Origin of the sequence: Coxiella endosymbiont of Ornithodoros amblus (assembly GCF_019425495.1) — a bacterium.
In the GTDB taxonomy this organism is placed as follows: domain Bacteria; phylum Pseudomonadota; class Gammaproteobacteria; order Coxiellales; family Coxiellaceae; genus Coxiella.
Map to the genome: position 1 here is coordinate 24,665 of NZ_VFIV01000003.1, position 22,355 is coordinate 47,019.

A 22,355-nucleotide genomic window follows, 5' to 3' on the forward strand; every position below is an offset into this window, starting at 1 on the left:
AATATAAGATTTTGTATAGGGGTCTAAGATGATACTCCGCTTCATTCAATGTACAAGAAATGATATGGTCGTCAGATTTTAATAAGAAAATTTTAGTTTTGATGCTTTTTACAAAATACTTTCTTCCTTTTGGTAAAAGTTATAGAAAAAACTGGACTTATATTTGTTAAAAAATTTCTGATCCTGAATAGTATTCTCACGTTTAATTATTTTAATTCTGGTGTTCATATACAGGCTGTTTAAAAAACATTCCAAAACCGAACGAAATAAAAAGAAAAAATTTGTATAACTGTGTGTGGTGCAAACGCCGACCAAGGTTTGATGACGTGCATAGAGCCATCTAAAAAATAAGCTAAGCAGAAAAACCAAGGCGACGAATATCGCTGATACCATAACGTGAGTGCTTGGATAAATTAGATTACTCATTATAATAGAGAAAATAATACTTTATTTTCCTAAAAAAACGCTGTAAACAAGTTTGTAATACCGCTTTAGTCATAATTTTTTGTAAAAAGCTGAAGATAATGTAAGTTACAATAATTAGAACCATAATTCCAACTGAGTCGCTGTCAAATTCCAGACCGAAAAAAAGATCGGGTTTGATATCTTTCCTTCACAATAAAGTAAAACTAATTTTATAAACGGTATTAGAACTAAAATAGGTAAACTAAGAATTATTCCTTGTTATTTTTTTATACAAATCTGGTTTAGACTTGATAAGAGAGTTAAAATCATCCATAGCAAGGACGAATACGCTTGTATCGTTCAGGGCTTGTATCGATTCTGAACGAGGTTGCTTATCCAATGGACTCATTTCACCTATGGTATTCCCTGCTTTAAGTGTAGTGATTTAATGTTCATGTTTTTCCTTGGATAATTGTCTTATGACAGCGAGTTTCCCCTTCAAAAAAAAGTAAATCGTTTTAGGTTTTTGTTTTTCACAAATGATGAAATCGTTTTTATCAACGTAACTAGTATTCCCTTTATTTAAAAAAGGCGCGAATTCCTCATTAGAGAGACCTTCAAATAATGAAATTCGGTGAATTTTAGAGCATAGGCCTTGGTTATTTTGTGACTCACTCTATCACCTAAAAATCATTTTTAGGGAATAATTCGCTCCGGTTTAAACTGAATAGAACAACAATCAAGCCATAATAATTCTTTATCTGTAGGAAAGCGAAGTCTAACTTTTAGCCAGTGTGATATTTAGATAAACAGATTTTGTAAAAATTTTAGACGGAAAAATTAGAGGCTATCTATTATCTATGTCAGACTGGGCTCCTACGCATGATTATTCCACTAAGTCTTGATGGCGACAAAAAATACGCTCCATTTATAATTTAGATTTAGGTTCAGAAAATGAAAAATTTAAACTAGTGCGCGGGAGCCACCGCCAGAGTGAAGATTTTTTAGTGTCTAGACCCTAACATTCCGTGATATTCACTGCCACGGCCAAACCGCCTTTCGAGGTTTCTTTATAAATAGTACTCATATTATGGCCGATTTCACGCATGGTGTTGATTACCATATCTAATGAAATTTTATGCTCTCCATCCTCAGCCAGCGCCAAACGCGCTGCATTAACAGCTTTTACCGAACCCATCGCATTGCGTTCGATGCAAGGAATTTGCACAAGCCCTGCAACAGGATCGCAGGTGAGTCCTAAATTATGCTCCATTCCTATTTCTGCTGCATTCTCCACTTGAAAAATAGTTCCGCCTAAAGCAGCTGCTAAACCGGCGGCGGCCATAGAACAAGCTACGCCCACTTCGCCTTGGCATCCCATTTCCGCTCCAGAAATAGAGGCACTTTTTTTGTAGAGTATGCCAATAGCACCGGCCGTTAATAAAAAGTCCGTGATGCCTTTTTCGCTCGCGTCTTTACAAAAATATTTATAATAATTCAAAACGGCTGGAATAATGCCAGCGGCTCCGTTAGTTGGCGCAGTCACAACACGAGCACCGGCCGCATTTTCTTCATTAACAGCCATTGCATACACGTTCAACCAATTCATTGTTTGTGGATGCTTGGCGTCCGGTGGGCCAATGGCGAGTAATTTTCGGTACAGTGAGGGGGCGCGACGGCGCACATTGAGCGGCCCTGCGAGGAAACCGTCCGCTTGACAACCTTTGTTTATACAATTTTCCATCACTGTTGCAATATGCATTAATCTCTTGAAAATGGTTTTTTCATCGCAGCTCGTTTTTTCATTCGCTAGTATAACTGCTGCAATGGAAAGCGATTGATGTTGGCAATGCGCCATCAGTTCTGCGGCGGAATTAAATGGATAGGGAGCATCATCTTTGGTTTTTACTAATTTATTTCGCCGTTCATCATTAACGATAAAACCGCCACCAACGGAAAAATAAAGAGATTTTTGGATAAGGGCGGCATTTTTACTATAAGCTCTGAATTCTACGGCATTGGAATGGAAATCAAAAGTTTCCTGATAATTAAAAATAATGTCATCCGCAAGGGAAAAATTAAGGGGGTATTGATTTAATAAAGCGACTTGACCTCCAGTCTCAACGTTCCTGATCCGATCCTCAATGGAGTCCGGATTAACCGTTTCGGGACTTTCCCCTATTAACCCTATAACAACCGCCTTATCCGTTCCATGTCCTTTTCCGGTAAAAGCCAATGAACCATACAAAGTAATCGTCAATCGGTCGATATCTGATATCCGATCCACTAATCCCCGAACAAATTCATTCGCTGCCCGCATGGGGCCGACCGTGTGTGAACTGGAAGGACCGATCCCGATGGAGAATAAGTCAAAAACGCTAATCATATGAATTTAAACCTAGGAAGTGAAGGGTAAATTATAGCTATCTTAACATTTTTACCAAGTCGAAGTCCAAGTGCTGAGAAAAAGGCACGTGTAAAAAACTGGTATTTAGAACCCTGATCCCCACAGCAAAATTAACGGGTATCTCTTGACAGATCTGGTCAAATTCTATATCAACACCTAATGAACCACGAGAACCAGGAATCTTCTGGGCGCCTTTTGTTCAATCGTCGTGTCATTACGGTGCTGTTCCTCAGTTTTTCTTCCACGTTGCCGCTTGTGTTGCTAACAGGAACTTTACAAGCGTGGTACACCGCGGCGGGCGTTAACCTTATAGTGATTGGGAGCTTGAGTCTTTTACAGTACGCTTATTTGCTTAAATTTGTGTGGGCGCCTTTTATGGATCGGTATGCGCCGCTAGGATTGGGGCGGCGACGAAGTTGGATTTTGTTAACGCAAATCAGTCTTGCCGGAGCTCTGGCTATTATGGCTTTTATGAACCCGGCGCATCATCCGTGGGAATTATTTTGGTTGTCTGCCGTGGTGGCGTTTATTTCCGCTTCGCAGGATGTCGTTATCGATGGCTATCGAGTAGATGTTTTGCGCCAAAAAGAACGTGGCTTTGGGGTGGCGGTGACGACAGTCGGCGGTCGAGTGGCGATGTTAGTGGGGGGCGGATTATCGTTAATTTTGGCGGCAGATTATGGTTGGCGGGCCACTTACTTAACAATGGCTTTATTAATGCTGATCCAAATTATTCCAACTTTGACCGCACCTAATCCTGAAAAATCGGTTTATCCCCCATTAACGTTGCACGCTGTTGTGGCGCCTTTTCGGGAATTATTGACCTGTAAACATATCGTTATGATTTTGCTGCTGGTTTTAATTTATAAATTTGGTGACGCACTTACTTTATCCTTAAACACAACTTTTTTAATGCGCGGCGTTGGTTTTACGCTTTTAGAATTGGGTTATAGTTATAAATTAGTCAGCGTAATCGCTTCGTTATTAGGCGGATTTGCCGGCGGATTTTTTATGCCACGGTTAGGGCTGTATCGATCGCTAATGGTTTTTGGGTTTTTACAAACCGTGACTAACCTTTTTTTCATGGTGTTAGCGTTGGTAGGGAAAAATTTTCCTGTCATGATAGCGTCGATTTTTTCCGATTATTTTTGCGGAGGCTTATCAACAGCAGCTTTTGTTGCCTTTTTAATAGCGCTTTGTAAGCAGGAATACTCTGCGACGCAATACGCAATTTTATCGGCATTGATGGCCGTAAGTCGCGTGGTGATTGGCCCCGTAGCTGCTTATCTCGTCAATCATATGGGGTGGACTCCTTTTTATTTAACCACTTTTTTTGCTGGTTTTCCCGCCTTGTTGATTTTACGCTGGCTACGGGACCGACTTGATTTTAGCGTGGATACGCTGGGATTTAAAGGAAAATCCGTCCCAAAAACCTTCTCCTCGCAGGGTAACCATATAACTGACAAGTAATTGCTCATCGCGACAAACTAATTATTAGTTGGACAATTCGGATGTTTCTCTATCACCTAAAAATAGGTAATTCTATGAAAAAATTAAAATTTTTAACTGTTCTTACAGGAACCAGGCGCTTTCTTGTTTTCTAGCATTGCGCTCCTAGCGCCTCAAATAGGACTTCGTGACCTTCAGTCGGGCACGGGAGGCCTTTGTGATTTTGATACTAAGGCATTACAGGATTTTGATGGCGCGCTTTAAAAAGAACCGCCATACAAATCTTCTAATCCAAATTAATTCCTTTCAATGGAATACAAAACGTCTACGCCGCTACCAAGGGAGCTAACTTCGGTTTGAATAGCCCAATTTTCGCTAATTAAATAACGGATTTGGATGCCATTGATGGAGGTAGTAATTCCCCGGCTGTAGCGGATATAAATTCGTGGGGAAAGATAGCGCCCGACAACAAAAGCGCTTTGAGTAGGGCCGCCCAATGCAGCGATAGTCGTTTGAGGTTCAATGCCAAGTTCAGTTAATCCTAAGCCTTGGGAAATCTGATCGACCACACCGCCCGCTGAGGTTTTCCCACCGCTAATATTTAACGTATCAACCGCTGCGGAATGGCCAAAAATTAAAAAAGATAAAATGTCGGCTTGAGTAAGGTTTGGATCAGAAGAATATAACGTTACTTCGGGATGGTGAAGAGTACCTTCCACATCGAGACCTACCATAATCGTAGGACCGCCAAGTTGATGAACAATTGCTGACGTTTTAATTGTCCGGGTGGCGCGAACGCTCAACATAGGGTTAGTAATAGGGCTTTGAATAAACGTTACCGCTGAATGGGGGGCAATATCCATGGTCCGTCCATGAGTCGTGAAAGTCCCATCGATAATGGTGATCCGGCCATTAGCTATCATGACCTGGTTGGGCAGTTTTAATAAAGTGAGCTCACCGGCTAACCGACCCTTTGCGCCGAGAGAATCCAATAGAATTTGGTCGCCCAAGAAAATGATTTTAATATTAATATTGGTTTGCCATGGTGTTTGTTTTTCATCAGTACCGATAAAAACAACATCTCCCGTTAACGCAGCAACCTTGCTAAAGGTAGTTGGTTTGAGGATGGCGCGAGGGATGGTGAGAGTTCCCATAATATCAATATTACGATCCATAATGTCGATTTTTAATTCCCCGGATCCGTAAATAATGTATTCATGCGTATTTACAATTAAAAGATTTTCGCCATGCACGGTGAGAGTGGTGGAGCGTCTCGGCGTGTCTAATCGAGTTTGACCCGTGATTTGGATCGGCTGATTTTGGGAATAACCTTTCATCCGGTAATTTATGGTGGAACCTATTGAATCTATGGAACCGTGAACCTGAGTAATGGAAACTTGAAGCTGTGGAAAATCGATGCTGCCCTCTTCTAATTGTAATGTGCCATTGACTGAGGGGCGTTCGATTCTGCCGCTAATAGCTAAATTGGCGACTAACCACCCATGCAGTTGAATGGTATCCGGCAAGAATAATTTAACGATGGCTGCGTCATTGGAATTAACAGTCAAAGTGCCATTAACGGTAGACAAAGGAATCCTGTTCCAGCGCCCTTGTAAACATAAATGATTCGGTCCCGAGTACAAGCAAAACGCTGAAATAGTGGCGTGATCGGCGGTAATGATGAGCATTGAAGAACGATCGATATCCCACTTGCCAAATTTTTGTGATTGGATAGTAAAATGGCTAAATACACTCCGCCAAACTTTATTTTGTAAATTGCCGTCTAATAATAAATTAACTGTGGTTCTACCCACTTCAGCATTATCAATAAATATATTGGCTTTTATATGATGAGCATGTGGCTGACCACTGGCGTCAATTTTTAACGCGGATAATCGATGAAGAGGCGTATGAACGTGCTGAGCATTAATTGTAATTGTGAAAGATTGATTAGAGCTAGTATCAATATTCCAATGCCCTTCAAGTGCACTAATTCGGTAAGCGGGGAATATAATGTTGTGCCCCGTTGCTTCACCATTAATAATAGAAAATTGCGTATGACCTGAAATAGTGCCGTGACTTTGTAGACTTCCTTTTGCCGTAGCGAGGAGACTCGAAAAATCAGCCACATTAATAATCCATGCTAAGTTCCATTGTTGGAAATGTTCACCCGCAATATGCATATAGGCCTTTTTTGTTTGTAGCATGCCGGTTAATGTAAAATCAGGTGATTCGTTTGTTTTATGTTTGCCTTTGGTTTTGAGTTGAATTGTCAATTGTTGTGGCCAATTGCGATTAAATTTTCGCAAGTTTAAATCAACCATATCCAGATTAATATCCCACTTAAAAATAGGATAAAAATACACTTTAACAAAAGCATTAAGATGGCCATTAAGTGTGTGGGCTTCATGCGTTTGTAATTCAATCCATTGACGGGTTCCTTTTCCTGTCATCCGCCAATTGATATCTTTACTTTTTGCTTGTAGGGAAAGCTGATAATTATTGTGCGTGCCTTTTGAGTGTAAATAGATATTTAACGGATAAGGCTGGGTAATTTGCGCCTGAATATCGCCATTTAACACATAATTAAATTCAATCTGATTCAGTAAAATAGTTTTAAAATGAACAGGATAGTAGAGTGGGTATTTGATACTTAAATTTTTTAAAAGACCTCGATGCATACTAATATCAAAGGGAAGACAGGATTTCGTTTCTTCGATGCGAAGAGGAAGCAGGATTTTTATATTGTCGGCATGCAATTGGGTAATGTGCAGAACACCTCTTAATAAATAAAAAAGCTGCCACTTCACTTGTAATTTAGCCACAGTAATTTCCAATCCCCTGTGGCGATAGCTAAAATTAGAAATCGCGATAGGGCCTGTGGGAATTCCGGAAGCGCTGGAATAATTAAGTTCGCCAGGAACAGCTTTTTTTGCAATTCGCAAACCGATGTTTAATCCCACGGGCGTCATCATTGAAATTGTCAAAAAACCAACGAGAATGGCGAGTGAAATCAGTATTCCAGTGACCCACTTAATCATAAAACTGACTCCATCGAAAATTGAATAACCCACGGCTTTTTAGGTTCGCTAATGGCATTGGTAATGGTTAGTTCAAACATCCCAACCGGCGTTAACAAAACAATTCCAGGACCGATACCAACTTTTAATTTTTCATTAAAGAGTCGCTCACTCACATTTCCGATATCAATGAAACCAGCGAGATAAATATTTCTTACAATTTTTTCCTGTATTTCAAAACTTCCGACGAAAAGGCTGCACCCGGGTCCAATGGAATTGAAGCTAAAACCACGTATGCTTCGAGCACCGCCGGCAAAAAATTGCAGGGATAAAGGTAAATTAAGGATATTTTTAATGGCAGTATAGCCCCCAGATACTCGAATGATAAAGCGAGTTCGCTCCCACGCAGTAAACAAAAACCGCGTATCTAAACGTGTTTGAAGAAAACTGGTTTTTGAAAGAACACTTTCACTCGCGCCGCTAATGGTGACAACTATACTATGACCTCGGGAGGGGTTTAGCGTGTTGTCAGCGTTCCGGTGCTCCCACGAAATTGAAGGATACAACACCCCGGCGTTCGTCCTCGATAAATCGCGCAAATTATAATGTTCTCTTAGTGCCGTTAGTGAAATAATCTGTTCCCAATTTCCCACATTGGTTTGATAGCTCACGCTGAGTCGACCACTATGGCCTTTTCCCGTATCTTGATCTTGATCTAAAAAGCCTGCGGAAAATGTGTATAGATCGGTTGCAGGATTATTCCCCGGAATAATATAATTCGCGACCAGCGCGCTGTTAGAGGGTGAGGCACGTAAATAAGTGTTAAAACGATAGCCGTAGGGATTAATCCAACGAAAATTAGTACTAACTAAAGCGCGCGGGCCTGTGTCCGTTCCAAACCCCAATCCAAAATTGTATTGCTTTTTTGGCTGCATGTCTAAATGGATTTTAATAGGAACGTATAAAGCTTGGGCCTTTTGCAGTTCCGGTGTTACTACGACCGTCGAAAAATAATCGCTGTTAGCGAGCCTTTCCCATGTACGTCCCACTTTATCTTGACTGAAGTAATGTCCTTTTCGATATTGTAAAAAACGATGGAGAAAACTTTTATGGAAGGATGTGGCTGAGAAATCGGTCGTGCCAAAAAAGAAGCGGGGACCCGTATCAAAAACAATAATGACGGTGGAGCGATAATTTTTTAAATCAACAAGAATTTGGTTTCTTATCATTCGGGCTTTAAAAAAGCCGCGTCCTGCGGCGACATTAAATAAATCATTTTTAGCGAATTCATATTTTTCTGAATCAAAAAAATCACCCGCTTTTACAGGGAAGTTTTCGTAAAGGTGCAGAAAAGCCTGGTCGTAAGCGCCAGGACCACTGATTTGCAATTTAACCTGCGTAAACTGCATACGTGGCCCAGGATTCACGGTAAAATGGCCAAACCAAAAATGAGGATAAGGGTGGCGAATATAATCGTGAATATGAGGTTTAAAATAACCATACGGTTTTATGGCTTCTTCAATCTCTTTTGGAATTTCTTCATAGAATTTTCTAATGGTGGCGGGGAAAAAGTCGTGCTTAATAGTTTCATGCTTTTTGAAAAGTCGTTTGAAGGAATTTTTTAAAGGTCTGGGGGCCAAACCAGCAATTTGTACTTCAAGCGTATTGGTGGCGGCAGACAACTGTTGCGTCCAGGCAAGGCCTGAAAAAAAACAACAGAATAAAATAGAAATGGTACAAAGATATTCCTTCATCTACTGAATTATACCGCCAGCCCCTTGCTAGGGGTACCAAAGATTGTTCTTTCTTTCTCAAGACCCGTATTTAGCTTCGCTGCATACGGGCCCGGTTCTTCATTGACCCTAAAAGTAGAGGCAAGAATAATAGAGCCTTATGACTGTCAAACCTGAATTAAACGAAATAACATCTTATCTGAAATTTAATCGGCAGGAATGGGGTAATTTTCGTAAAGACACGCCACTGACGCTCACGGAGTCCGACCTTGATAAACTCCAGGGTCAGATTGAAATCGTTTCGCTTAAAGAGGTCACCGAAATTTATTTGCCGTTATCCCGGCTTTTGAGTTTTTATGTAACGGCCAGACAAGCTTTACATCAAGCGACATATCAATTTTTGGGAAAACCAGAACCCAAGGTGCCTTACATTATAGGCATTGCTGGCAGTGTAGCCGTGGGGAAAAGCACAACCTCACGGGTGTTGAAGGCATTATTGTCCCGCTGGTCCGATCATCCCAATGTGGAAGTGATCACGACGGATGGATTTTTATATTCCAATGCGAAGCTTGAGAAACGAGGGCTTATGAAACGTAAAGGGTTTCCTGAAAGCTACGATATGCCCAGTTTGTTGCGTGTGCTCAATGCTATTAAATCGGGACAGCGCAATGTACGCATCCCGGTTTATTCTCATCATTATTACGATATTGTTCGTGGTCAATACGAAATTGTTGATCAACCGGATATTGTAATCTTAGAAGGACTGAATATTTTGCAAATCAGTGTTAAAAAAACAGTTCAGCAATTCGAGGTGTTTGTTTCCGATTTTTTTGATTTTTCGTTATTCGTTGACGCGCAAGCGCAAGTGATCCAAAGATGGTATATCGACCGCGTTTTAAGTTTTTGGCGTACCACGTTTAAAGACCCGCATTCCTATTTCCATTATTTGAGACAAATGTCTGAAACCGAGGTTGCCACATTTGCGAAACAAGTATGGGATGAAATTAATAAAGTTAATTTAATTGAGAATATTTTGCCCTATAAAAATCGAGCTCAATTAATTTTGGGAAAGGCAGCTGACCACTCGATTCAAAAGGTTTACTTGCGAAAAATTTAAATGGCTCGTCATGCGCTTATTTAAAAAGCGGGAAACAGTCGCTATCATTTCGGATGATGGCTTTACACAAGCCACTTTTGTACTAACGTTCGGAGGAGCAGCATCCTCGATTATCTGTTTTGTGCACGGCTTTCACGGCAGGGAAGCTACGGGGCTTATTTATATGATGGTAAAATTTATAAATTGAAAATACAAGGTTTTATTTGGTATGAAGCTTGGGGAGGTGGGAGATGAAGGCGTGGATTTTGTGACGCTCGTGTTACGCGATGATCAACGCACGCGCGAATGTTATCCTTTTTCTTTTGAAGTGAAGTTGCTTTATCGGATAACGACGGGTAAGTTGACTTGCCAAGCAGGTGCACTGCAATTTAGGTGATCGGCCCATGCCTTATTACGTGGGTGTTCATTCTTATTTTTGACCCAACCGCTGATGAGAGCCCGGAAAAGAAGTGGAACAGCGCTTTTTCTGTTGCCTATTTCTATTGCTGATCTAAGGATCAATGAACAACTGACGACGGTAGATGAAAATAAAGAAATAACAGCGCATTACCCTGAGGGTGATGCTATTCACCTGGCAGCCGAGTGTTGTGGACAATCCGGATTTTTCTTATGTTCAGCTTTATATGATGCGGGATAAGGCATTCATCTGCGTGGAATCTTGGATAGCGTTTCCCAATGCCATGAATAGCGTCTTCGCCGCACGATTTTTGCCTCCTGGCGCCAGTGAGGAAGGGCGATTAACGCTTTGGGTGGATTAGGGGTTAGGACGAACTCACATCATTACCTACAAATGATAAAACCTTAAGGCCGCCATCCCTTTTCAAAAAGCTCTCATCCCCCTTACAAGGGACTATTCCCTTAAATTCCGTCATCCACGCCTCACGCAGCATGGCGAAATCTAAAATTGAAACGGCTGTGATTTATGGGGTAATGATATGAACGAATTCCCGTATTTCGCTTCGCTTCATACAAACCTGGCTACGCATTATTGCTGGGTTTCGTGATTGACTTTCACGCCGCAAAATCGTTGCAACGCTTGAAGGACCTCTTGGTGTTCATGACGTTTCGCAATCATCAAGGGTGTGTCATCGTACTCCGTTGTGGCATTCAGATCAGCCCCTGTCATGATTAGCAACGGAACAACATCGGGGGAATTATAAAGTGCAGCGAAATGCAACGGCCGGATTTGGGCTTCATCCTCGAAATAATTGGGATCGGCGCCATTCTCTAACAGCCGTTTTACCGTATGAAAGTGATTGCCGATAACGGCATCAAGCAGTTCTTTGTTGATTTTGCTGTTCACCCCGTCCTCAGCTCCTATTCTCAATTTCCAGGTAATAGTAGCATATTTTGGGAGAGATTGGAGGCTCGAGATTGGCATTGCTTTAAGCTTAAAGTGATATCTTGTTAGTTATAAATTTAGCTATCAGTGAGGTATAAAGATGAGGGGATTTTTAAAGATAATATTAAAAAGTTTCGGATTGTTGTCCCCTGTTCGAAAATGTCACAAGAGAGGAAGGCATCCTTAATAAATCATAGGATATTTAAGTTTTTAAATGCGAATGACTTTCTAACGCACCATTTCGGTGAAATGGCGCGTTAGTTGAGCAGGGGACCGCTGTTTTCTGCTTAAGAGTTCCGGTATGCTATCGCCAATGAAACACATACGCACTCGTTTTGCCCCCAGTCCGACCGGTTATCTTCACATCGGCGGCCTTCGTACCGCCTTGTTTAGCTGGTTATTTGCTAGGCAGAATAATGGGGCGTTTATTTTGCGGATTGAAGATACCGATCTGGCGCGTTCGACTCAAGCGTCGGTTGACGCTATTTTAGAAGGCTTACGCTGGCTACAAATTGACTGGAATGAAAGTCCTTATTATCAGTCTCAGCGGATGGATCGTTATCGGGAGGTGATCGATCAGTTGCTCAAGAGAAAAAGTGCTTATCGTTGTTATTGCTCTAAAGAACGCTTGACTGAGTTGCGTAATACGCAATTGAAACATAAAAAACCCCCCCGCTACGACGGTTTTTGTCGCGATAAAGCACCCCGACAGTCGAATGAGCCTTTTGTGATTCGTTTTCGCAATCCAGTAGAAGGTGCGGTGGTTTTTGATGATCTGATCCGCGGAACAATTTCTATCGATAACCGTGCGTTGGATGATTTAATTATCGCCCGTAGCGATGGTGGGCCAACCTATAATTTAACGGTGGTTGTTGACGATTGGGACATGAAAATTACTCATGTTATTCGGGGCGATGACCATATTAACAATACGCCGCGTCAGATTAATATCTTACGCGCATTAGGTGCAGAGTTGCCGCACTATGGTCATGTTCCCATGATTTTAGGCCCTGACGGTAAACGCTTGTCAAAGCGCTACGGCGCCGCCAGTGTTTTGCAATATCGTGATGAAGGTTATCTCCCTGAAGCCTTGATTAATTATTTAATTCGATTGGGCTGGGCGCATGGTGATCAAGAAATATTTTCGCGTGAGGAAATGGTTCAACTTTTTGATATCAGCGCTGTTAGCCGATCCCCAGCTGCATTTAACCCTGAAAAACTGCTGTGGCTGAATCAGCATTATTTGAAAACAGTAAGTCCGAGCATAATCGCCGAGGCATTTGCCACCCGGTTGGAAAAGGCTGGAGTGGACTTGCGCAATGGCCCTTCGCTTGAACAAGTCATCGCTTTGCAGGCTGAACGCACTAAAACACTCCAGGAAATGACGCAGCGGAGCCTTTATTTTTATCAAGATATCACGAGTTATGATGAAAAAGCGGCTTGTAAGTATTTGCTCCCAGTGATTGTAGAACCCTTACAGCAAGTTCACGATCGGCTTGCCAGCTTGCCAAGCTGGAAAAAAGAAGCTATCCATGAAGTGCTCGTGGAAACCGCACAGACGCATCAGTTGAAGTTGGGACAATTGGCCCAGCCGATTCGAGTCGCGTTGACAGGCAATACGGTCTCGCCCCCCATCGATGCAACCTTGTATTTAATCGGTCGGGATTCTACTCTTAAACGCTTGGATCACGCCATTCGTTTTATTCACCAAGGCATGGACTAGATAAGAAGCAAAGTCTATCATGGGCTCTAATTAAAAGAATCCAGAACCAAGGAGAGGGACAATGGAAATTTCAGTTTTTCTGGCTCAGGTAATCGGTCTCTACTTTGTGATCATCACCTTATTTAAGTCATCCGCTATAAATGGCAGGTTCGATAACTAAAGGATTTTGCTATTCAGCGGAGAGTTTTATTATTAAACGCAATTATCACTCTCATTATCGGTATTTTTTTAGTGGTGAGTCATAACTTGTGGATAGCCGATTGGTGAGTAGTGATTACAATTATCTTAAAATTACAGGTATTGTTCGGCGTTTCATTATTGACGCCACAAAATTCATTTTAAAATGGTGGCTTAAACGCTCCGCCCACCTCATCATAGCAGCCATTGTCTACTTGATTGTAGGTATTTATTTACTTCATATCCATGGGTGCAGGTATTTAAACGGTGGCATTCACCCTCAAATGCCTTTTTGCAATTTTACGACTTGACCCAGCTACGCTGTTACGTGATCATAAGCAACTCAGTAATGTCTAGCAAGTAGCCATACGCTGCTGGCGTAGCTCAGTGGGTAGAGCAGCTGATTTGTAATCAGCCGGTCGTAGGTTCGATTCCTATCGCCAGCTTTTTAAATCAAAGGTCCATTCCAAAGAAATATGAGTATAATTAATATTAAGAGCGTGCGCTTCCTTAGAAATTTAGATCCTTAGAAAATCAAATGGAATTTAGTAAAAAGTTGGTAAGGATCGTCGCTTTTATTGCTTTCTCAGTTAATAGTTTAGTTGGCGTTGGCATTGTGGGGTGTAAATCACTTTTGCAAACGATCCTGGCTGTTATCATTTTGGCCATGCTTTTTACGATAGGATCGACATTTTTGCTACTTGTCCATTTGGTGGTGAGTAATTAAAAGTTTCGTCCATTAAAGCAATTAACGCATCTCGATTTTGGGTTTATTATTTTTCAAGCACTTTTTGCCGGTGCGTTTTTTAATATTTTACTTCTACTTGGATTAAAATATACCAATGTCAACGCTTCTGGAATTATCACTAGTACTCTACCTGCGATTGTAGTGATTTTTTTATTATCTTTCTGAAAGAAAGAGTTACCATTTCTACACTTCTGTGCGTTGGATTTACTGTGATTTGTTTTGATAATTATTAAATTTCAGAGTTTTCAGTTCGGAAGTAGATATCAAATTTATGGCGATATATATTAGCTTCACTCATTCCCCGAGGCCACTTATTATATTCTTTCTAAACTTCGCCCTAATAAATTACCTGTATTTCTAGTATCTGCGTTAATGAACGAGATCAATATTCCCACCTTTTTTATTTCTATTTCTCCGACATCAGAGCTTTCTGATGCAGTTTACCCCTGAGCAATATATATTGCTATTTATTGTTGGCATAAGCTCAGCATTGTTTTATGTGTTTTTGTTTTCAGGATGTAATCATGTCCCTAGCTTCCCTAGCTCATTAGTGGGGTTGATAACAGCATTTATGCCTATTGCTATATTGGGAATCACTTATTTATTTTTAGTTGAAAAAAATAATGGTACTCCAATTATTAGGTTTTTTTGGCTTGTGATTTTATCGATCGTTTTCAATGCAAGCAGATTATTCGGCGGTTAACTATTGAAATAGCTATGTTGAATAATGTTTATCAAACTTTTGTGGGAGGCAATCTATCACAGATATCATTTTGGGAATAATTACTGAAAAAACTTGGGATTTCCAACGACCAGTCAAAGAAATTTCTAGGATTTATTCCATCTATTTGACTCTTCGTCAGGCATTTTCAACCGACACCTCGGCACTCGAGCAAGTGGAACGACCTTTCGAGCAAAATACTGCGCGGGGGATGTCATTAGAAGAGTTTGAACGTACTCAACTCGTATTCTACATCCACCCTCCCCTCTTCAATTTGTGATACCAGCAACGACATTTTTCCAACAACCAGTATGAGATAGGCAACCGGAGACAGTTCATTGAATTTTTAAAAAAACTCTCAGTCAAATTGAATCGTCGAGAGACCAAAAGGAACAAAAGGAAAATGAGCGGTTAACCGCCGATTAATCATATAGTGTTAGCACTAACGTAATGGATAAGCGATAGATGCGGTGATGATTGATTAGCACAACAGAGCTCCTTACGCTGTGCTATAGTTAGCCTGAGAGGCTAAAAATAAGGAGGATTGCGATAACGGTACATCAACAAAATCAAGCGAATAGCACTCAGATTAAAAACCTGGATGCTTTTTACAAGCACATTAAAGTCAACAAGCAGATACAGGAGATTTCGAAAAAAGCGAATACACTAACTTTTCCGTGGAGAAGATAGCCTAGCAATGCGCGCTGAGCAATCGAAATCGACTGTATGACAAATTACACAGTGAATAAAGTTTTTAGAGGTATACGGAACGTGTTCGACTATTCTTGGATAAAACGACCGATTATATCCTCAAAAATATTTTTTGAGTCTATATTGCGGACTATTTGGACAATTTTTTTCATATCTCTCCGAAAAGAATACAATCGCTTCATCAATATTTTATTGAAAAATCCGATCAATCACGCGTCATGCGAGTGCAGAGCGAATTGGGCAGTCGTGTTACGATTGATTTGACCACGCGTGGTCTATGGACTAATTTAGATGGCATCAAATTATCGAGAAGGCGTGCCGAGCGAAATTGTCCTCACATTGAGGATATAAATGGGATCTTTGTTTTTACCGGTTTGTTGTTAAGTCCTATTCTATTTCACGAAAAATATCGGTTTATCCATGAATCCATAACCTTTGAGATTGAAAGAGGTATGATCGTGGGTTGCAAAACTGCAGATTCAGAGCCGTTGAAGGATTTAGAATATTATTTCAGAATGCAAAAACTTATCGAAAAATTGAAGAAATTGGTATCGGTACTAACGAAGATTTGTCAACATTGAAAGGAAAAACGGGTGTTTTTGAAGAGCGCCACGTGGGATTACACTTTGGTTTAGGCGGAAAGAAAGACAACAGCATTCATTTAGATTTAGTGAGTGCCGACAACCAAATTTATTTTGATGATAAAGTTATTTTCAATCAGAAACTCCGTTTTTAACAGCGATTTTTAATGAAAGTGGTCAGGTACTGATCTTATCATTATCCACAATTGGTAAAAACTAAAAACTTAAACCCATCACCCACCTCCCTCGTTGTCCCCACGCAGACGGGGACCCAGCGCACTACGTGTGCAGCGCGATAAAAGCGCGCCTGGACTTCTGTGCGAATCACGAAGTTTAAAATGAAAATCGCTGTGACTTGTGGGTAATGGTAGGGTCTGTACCTTAACTTTCATTTTATAATCGTGTCTTAATGTAGCGAATATTTACGTTACGTTCTTTTTTACACCATAATACTGGCAGTGAAAAAACGAGAGTTAGTGGTGAGTCGAATAATTTTATGATGAGAGTAAAGGAGAATTTAAATTTCAAGCAGGGCTGCCCAATCAATCATTTATTGCCGTGGCTGTTCTTTTAAAATGTGGTTATTGTTGTAAATAAAGTATTCGATATAGTGTATGCTGGCGTGAAGTCTTCGGAAGTCAAAAGCGAAGACGATGACTTACGGGAAAAAAATCACGCTTTTAAATAATAGACGCTATAACCTTTTCCCCTTGAGGGCAGAGGAGAAAACCCGAAAGGGGGATTCAGGTGGTATGCTTCGTCAAACTCCATTCATAACTGTACACGAAAGATAAACTTGTCATTCGTAATTTTAATGAGGGCCTGATAAGGAAATTTTACGGAGTGTGGAGAATGTTTTTTCACAGAACGAGAAAGAAGCCCGCAGATTTAGCTTTTAATCAGAATAGATCAAAATGGGGTCAGGTACGGATTTAGTGCTTGTTATCACCAATGAAGGAGAAGAGCTAAGTCCGTACCTGACCTCTCTATTTTCTATACTGTTGGGCTTCGAAAGCTCAGCCCAACTACAGGCTGTTATCGCTTAAGCCTTCTTCAAGCAAATAAGCTTCTTCATCGGCTCTACGATTTTTTGTTAGAAAATAAATTGGAGTCGGTTAAAACAACGGGGTTGTGTCTAACAGGGTCCAAGGAACAACAGCAGCCAGAAGAGAGAAATGAAGAGATTCAAATGCTGGATAAATAAAGGCTGATACTACTTAAAGTTGCTCCCGACAGACCTAGGCCGCTTGCTAGCGAGTTTTTCGATTGTGCTGCACTAGCAACACTGCCGATAAGAACTTTCAATAGTGATAATTCCACTAAAATAATTCGGATGTTTCTGTTTTTGGGGAGCCGATAATGCGATCGGAAAGCGCCTCTAAATTCTTGACTATTTTAACCGAATTGAGTTAATGTTTGTTGGGCTTCCATTGAGTCCTTGGGTCGGTTTGAGGTTCTGCAAGACTCTCCGTTGAGATAACGTAAGTGTTTTTAACCAATTTCAATCCTGTTTTATTAAGAATGGAAATCGCGAAGTAATCCGGCATTAAAAATAAATGCCCGCTACTAAAGGCGATTAAGCTGCATCATCTTCGTCTTTGCGATGGGGTGTAAAAATTTAATAGACATCCTATTGCTAACAGAGACACTCCTCATTTAATCACTGCTTTTACTTTACAAAATGTCGTTCTCTTCTCTTCATTTTTTGAAAGAAATTAAAGAACAGCTTGTGTGAATCTCCTTCCATATAGTGACCATCAGAAAGAAATGCAGTAGTTAGAAGCTTGAAATACGATTGACGTAGCCCATACGAGAAAGTTCAGTAGGCGTTAACTATAAAAGGATCAATTCTGCGAACACTTCAGGTGGATCCGCGAGCCATTTACCATTTTCTTTTGTTTTTTCATTTGTATTCATCTTTAGGAAATTGATATTAAAAGGTTACTTTAATATCCAAAAATTAATTCAATCTTAACGGGCTAAATCGCACCTGGTTTTTTGGACAAAAATCGGTAATCTGTATTCCACTTCGCTCTATATGGCTACCGATGGTAATCACCAAAGATCTAGTCCCTACCTCATTAACGCTAGAAAAAAAGTTAAAAGGCTAGAAATTGCAGACAAGCAGAAACTTCTATATAATGACCCTACAACCATTCAAGGTGGGGGTTTATATGTCTAATTTATTAAATGCCTATCAGCCGAGACGATCCGGCGCTCACAGCCTTACAGTTACTCATTTCATGAGCAAGGTGTACTTATGGATGGTCCTTGGTTTAGCGCTTTCAGCAGGCACAGGGTATTATATTTTTTCTCATAGCTATCTTTTTAATAAAATCGTTCACACGCCAGGGCTCTTTTTCGGCTTAATTATCGCGCAATTTGCGGCGGTTATTGGACTCACGTGGTTAAATCAGCGGTTAACGGCTACATCAGCAGCGTTGATTTACGTGCTTTATACGGTATTGACAGGAGTCACCCTAAGTGTTGTTTTATATGCTTATACGAAACAAAGCGTCTTGGATGCGCTGGCCATCACCAGCCTTGCTTTCTTGGGGCTGAGCGTCTTTAGCTATGTAACGAAGCGTGATTTGGGGCCCATTGGAACGTTTTGCATCATGGGTCTATTTGGAATGATTGGGGTGATGCTCCTTGCTTTTTTCATCCCCGGGTTACGTTCCAATACCATGCAGCTCACTATCTCGGCCATTGGTGTATTGGTTTTCTCAGGCTTAACCGCTTATGACACCCAACGCATTAAGCTTTCTTACCTGCAATCGGGTGGCTGGGTTGAAGGCAAACAATTAAAAGCGGCTATCAATGGTGCTTTAATGTTGTATTTGGATTTCATCAACTTATTTCTTAGCTTGCTGCGACTTTTTTCGCGACGATAAATTGAAAAAAGGTGCCGTTTTTTTTGAAGGTGCTTTTTTCTTCTTAGGCATGAAGGACATTTTACTGGGTGGGGCACCGGGTATTGACTCAAATGCTTTTATGCTTTTTCTTTTTTCTTCTGGCTCCATTAAACGATCATGCTGAACGCTTTGGGGCGATGTATCATTGCGCACGTTGTGCGCTGATCCTTAAAAGGTGGTAGCCCAAGCGGAGTCGTCATCGGCTGCCAACTAATGAACGCTATTTACAGGAATGCGTCGAGGAGCAGTGTTCATTTTGCCAAACATCACTTTTTGAAGCAACGATGCTCTTTCAATAGTGATATTTGTGAATGAGTTTATTATGAGTAACATGATCATAAGAACCTCTTGGCAATTGTGGAGCGCTCCACCGCAGTAATTATGTTCATTGCTTTTAAATTCACTCCAAGTGTTTCCCATAAAAGCCATGAACCTATGCATATGGCTAATATAGATCTTCCTCGTCGTAAGGCATTTTAATTAAATATTTTTTCATAGCTCGTTCTAGATTTATGGACTCGCGGTCGTTTAGCAGCAGTTTCGCACGCTCGTCCTGGAATAAATAATATAACCTTGTTGCAAGCGATTAAAAATGTCTGCAGCAGAAGGCAACGGGGCCTACCTTTGGTTATTGAAAATAAGCGAGAGTGTATAGTTTATTTGATGTAAACGTAAGGCATTGGGATTCCAATCGGGGCTAGATGAATTTCTGTATAAACTTTGTAGCCTTACGAATCTTCCAGTGATCATAAAATGCCTCTTCTCCATTGGCTCGTCCCGATAAGAAATTTATATATTATGTATTATTATGTATGAACGACCAGGGGCTTAACGTTAATAAGTTTTGAAGATGTTCTTTCTAAAGGCTCACATCCGATTGAAAGATAATTTTTAATAAATCAAAAGAACTATTATTCATAATTACAGCCCAACTGTAAAAAATTCTGAAAATTAAGTTCCTTATATTCCTTCTCTTAGATTAATATATCGATTAAATTTCTTCCATCTTCAGTATCGCCAGAAAATGAAAGTTGTTAGCCGTTATTTGTGGATAATTCGACTATGTATTCGTAACTTTCCAGTGTTATTCGTAGTAATTAGGTAAGAGCGGAGATCTTCAGAGGTTCCAGTTTTAACCGCATTTTTAATTAAAAAATCGGCAATTGATAATCCAGTTTTATCGATTGTCTCGTAGGTTGTTTGAAATCTGGGAAGGTCGTCTTCATCTAAGGTATGGTAAAGCTGGATTGTTAACTCTTCAATGTCTTCTTTAGAAGAGTTTTCTGTGTCGGTTTTATTAAACTATAATTACTATCGTCACTCGAGCTTCTTGGTATTTTTAGTTCTCCTTGGGTAGAACATCGGCTTAACAGATCTAGAACATAATTCAGTTTAGATAGCGGGTTAATCATATATCGATGATAATCATGACCATTCCCTCGGCTGTCATAGTGGATACATTCAGCGGATTAAGTGATGGTTAAAACTGAAAGTACAGCGGCTTGCACTTTAAGGAGTGAGCGCCATCAAAGCTTTTAAATTAATGGTATTTAATTTAAAAAGATAATTGGGTAATTCATCCAAATAAGAAATTTGAAAATATTTTCTGTTGGCGAGTGAAATTAAAGAAGGATCTTCTTGGTATTGGAGCAGGATAGGAAAGAAAACCGCTTCACCAACAACAGCGCGTCGCGTGGGCGGATTCGGGCTCAAACCCCAAAAGATTTTGATAAGTCATGGCCATCGTTGTATGGTAGGAGGCATTGAGATTCGGATAATTACCGATAAATAGGGCAATATGTCCTACAAATATAAACAAGAGTGATTAGTTGATGAGCCTTTTTTCTATTAAATAAGCTAGCCTTTGCTCTTCATTAGCCTTGGACATATCCACCATTTTTCCTGCATACACTTGAGCTGAAGAATGTCTGGGTAACCAAACGCCGAACGGCGTAAATAAACTTTTTAATTCGGCGGAGCAGTCATTATAAAAATACATGCCACCCCATCTATAAGGACGACCGATTAAGGTCGTAATGACCGTGGCTATATGATGGGGTGTAGGTTCAAATGGCATAAGAACAGCATTGGCTGTGGAAACGGTGGAAAAATCTATAGCGGCAGAACCATTCAAAGCGGGGACTGGAATCATTATTTTAATTTTTTTCTGCCTGAGTAGCTGGAAATACGGAGCCTACATAAGCTAAAAACCGAAATTGGTCTTGATCATCGATAATATTAGTTTTCATATGAATAATGGCAGCCAACTGTTTTTTAGCGGCTGTCGTCCATGTGCTGACAAAAGCTTCATCCACATGCGCAATTCCATTTCTTTTGACCCAAGCAATATAGTGTGGTGTGACCACAAACGATCAAACGCGATCCTATGTTTTACAAAGAATATAAACGGGCGTGCCTGCCCATAGTACTGACATTTTTAAATTATCAAAAGGGTAACCTTGACCGGAAAGGTGGTAATCGTAAAAAGCCACGTCGGTAATAGGAAGCACGTGGGCATTTAAATTAGTCACCGCAATCCCGCAGTTACTAGATTGATACGCCAATTGATCTAATCGTTCAGGATCGATATTAGCGGAAAGTGCTTTGATCCACCTGGAAGAATATGGCCTGAAATTTTCACCATAGTTAATTTTTTCTGCTGGTTTATCCTTGTTGGAAAAAGAGGGAATAATATTTTCTTCAATCGATTTTAGATCATCGGGCGGTGATTGGTGTAAAATTTTCTTGATATAATCCTCGTTCCACGGAGAAAAAGCCATAAAATAATGGTCATAAAACAATTGCAAGTATTTTTCTTGGACTGCTTGGGTAATTAAAAGTTTATCGTAATTAGGGTCGTCGGGTTGTATCCAGGAAGAAAGCATTTAATCGTAATTATCTAATGGAAATAAAGAAATCGTGCTATCGTCAGCCGTACTGTAATTTATCTTTAGTAAAATAATGCCAAAAATAATAAAGAAAAAAGGGTAGCAAATACTCTTTAAAAAATGAATTTCATTTTTTAAGTTTACCTAATGACTTACTAATAACAAAATCCCAAAAAATAGGTTTTTATTGTAAGTCGTCATCACACTGTCTCTTATGTGATGCCGTGGCTGAAACTAATCTAAAGATACATTATCTCGGACTTTTTGAGTTTTTATCAATCATTATAAATCATAGCACTCTATACATAACAAAAGCAGTTAAGTTGATGAAATGGTCAGAAAAGCTGCTGAGTATTCAGTAGAATTCCTGATGTTATTGAAGGATAAGGGGTTCTTGATGAAAGACATCAGTGGGTTA

The 22,355-nt window shown here is 40.3% G+C and carries 10 protein-coding genes, 1 tRNA gene and 8 pseudogenes; 12 read left to right on the forward strand and 7 right to left on the reverse strand.

Features of this window, described 5'->3' with window-relative positions:
* Window positions 1-667: 667 nt before the first annotated feature.
* Complete coding sequence (locus FIV31_RS00985) at window positions 668-814, reverse strand: hypothetical protein (protein ID WP_280123494.1); 147 nt, start codon at window positions 812-814, stop codon at window positions 668-670.
* A 609-nt stretch (window positions 815-1,423) separates the two neighbouring features.
* Window positions 1,424-2,791 (reverse strand): L-serine ammonia-lyase, encoded by a 1,368-nt coding sequence (locus FIV31_RS00990; protein ID WP_280123495.1) that lies wholly within the window; start codon window positions 2,789-2,791, stop codon window positions 1,424-1,426.
* Between the two features lie 180 nt (window positions 2,792-2,971).
* Between FIV31_RS00990 and FIV31_RS00995 the strand changes: the two are divergent.
* Together FIV31_RS00995 and FIV31_RS01000 are read left to right on the forward strand one after the other, a co-directional pair.
* A pseudogene (locus FIV31_RS00995) lies at window positions 2,972-4,271 on the forward strand (AmpG family muropeptide MFS transporter).
* An 85-nt stretch (window positions 4,272-4,356) separates the two neighbouring features.
* A pseudogene (locus tag FIV31_RS01000) lies at window positions 4,357-4,513 on the forward strand (hypothetical protein); the annotation flags it as partial.
* Between the two features lie 44 nt (window positions 4,514-4,557).
* Here FIV31_RS01000 and FIV31_RS01005 read toward each other — a convergent pair.
* Both FIV31_RS01005 and FIV31_RS01010 read right to left on the reverse strand, forming a co-directional pair.
* A complete protein-coding gene (locus FIV31_RS01005) occupies window positions 4,558-7,302 on the reverse strand; it encodes a translocation/assembly module TamB domain-containing protein (protein ID WP_280123496.1) in 2,745 nt (914 codons plus the stop codon).
* Window positions 7,299-9,035, reverse strand: coding sequence for an autotransporter assembly complex protein TamA (locus FIV31_RS01010; protein WP_280123497.1), 1,737 nt, complete (start codon window positions 9,033-9,035; stop codon window positions 7,299-7,301). The genes FIV31_RS01005 and FIV31_RS01010 overlap by 4 nt, the downstream gene beginning before the upstream one ends.
* A gap of 139 nt (window positions 9,036-9,174) precedes the next feature.
* Between FIV31_RS01010 and coaA the strand changes: the two genes are divergently transcribed.
* The 3 genes and pseudogenes from coaA to FIV31_RS08330 all read left to right on the forward strand — a co-directional run.
* On the forward strand, window positions 9,175-10,131 hold the full coding sequence (gene coaA / locus FIV31_RS01015) for a type I pantothenate kinase (protein WP_280123498.1): 957 nt from the start codon (window positions 9,175-9,177) through the stop codon (window positions 10,129-10,131).
* Window positions 10,132-10,558, forward strand: a pseudogene (locus FIV31_RS08325) (aldose epimerase family protein); the annotation flags it as partial.
* Between the two features lie 24 nt (window positions 10,559-10,582).
* Window positions 10,583-10,858: pseudogene (locus FIV31_RS08330) on the forward strand (aldose epimerase); the annotation flags it as partial.
* Between the two features lie 258 nt (window positions 10,859-11,116).
* Here the strand turns inward: FIV31_RS08330 and FIV31_RS01025 are convergent.
* Window positions 11,117-11,512 carry an ankyrin repeat domain-containing protein gene (locus FIV31_RS01025; protein WP_280123499.1) on the reverse strand — a complete coding sequence of 132 codons (396 nt, stop codon included), beginning with the start codon at window positions 11,510-11,512 and terminating at the stop codon, window positions 11,117-11,119.
* 274 nt (window positions 11,513-11,786) lie between these two features.
* Between FIV31_RS01025 and gltX the strand changes: the two genes are divergently transcribed.
* The 6 genes and pseudogenes from gltX (at window position 11,787) to FIV31_RS01050 (ending at window position 16,289) form a co-directional block, all read left to right on the forward strand.
* On the forward strand, window positions 11,787-13,196 hold the full coding sequence (gene gltX, locus FIV31_RS01030) for a glutamate--tRNA ligase (protein WP_280123500.1): 1,410 nt from the start codon (window positions 11,787-11,789) through the stop codon (window positions 13,194-13,196).
* A gap of 61 nt (window positions 13,197-13,257) precedes the next feature.
* Window positions 13,258-13,637: pseudogene (locus tag FIV31_RS01035) on the forward strand (hypothetical protein).
* Window positions 13,638-13,746: 109 nt separating this feature from the next.
* Window positions 13,747-13,819: transfer RNA gene (locus tag FIV31_RS01040), tRNA-Thr, on the forward strand.
* A gap of 329 nt (window positions 13,820-14,148) precedes the next feature.
* Complete coding sequence (locus FIV31_RS01045; protein WP_280123504.1) at window positions 14,149-14,286, forward strand: hypothetical protein; 138 nt, start codon at window positions 14,149-14,151, stop codon at window positions 14,284-14,286.
* 561 nt (window positions 14,287-14,847) lie between these two features.
* A pseudogene (locus tag FIV31_RS08335) lies at window positions 14,848-15,154 on the forward strand (hypothetical protein); the annotation flags it as partial.
* 862 nt (window positions 15,155-16,016) lie between these two features.
* The gene (locus tag FIV31_RS01050) at window positions 16,017-16,289 is read left to right on the forward strand and encodes a hypothetical protein (RefSeq protein WP_280123501.1); all 273 of its coding nucleotides are present in this window, start codon (window positions 16,017-16,019) and stop codon (window positions 16,287-16,289) included.
* Between the two features lie 870 nt (window positions 16,290-17,159).
* Here the strand turns inward: FIV31_RS01050 and FIV31_RS01060 are convergent.
* A pseudogene (locus FIV31_RS01060) lies at window positions 17,160-17,323 on the reverse strand (hypothetical protein).
* Window positions 17,324-18,308: 985 nt separating this feature from the next.
* On the opposite strand from FIV31_RS01060, the gene FIV31_RS01065 reads away from it, so the two are divergent.
* A complete protein-coding gene (locus FIV31_RS01065) occupies window positions 18,309-19,028 on the forward strand; it encodes a Bax inhibitor-1/YccA family protein (protein WP_280123502.1) in 720 nt (239 codons plus the stop codon).
* 1,530 nt (window positions 19,029-20,558) lie between these two features.
* Here FIV31_RS01065 and FIV31_RS01070 read toward each other — a convergent pair.
* Window positions 20,559-22,153, reverse strand: a pseudogene (locus FIV31_RS01070) (SH3 domain-containing protein).
* Window positions 22,154-22,355 lie beyond the last annotated feature (202 nt).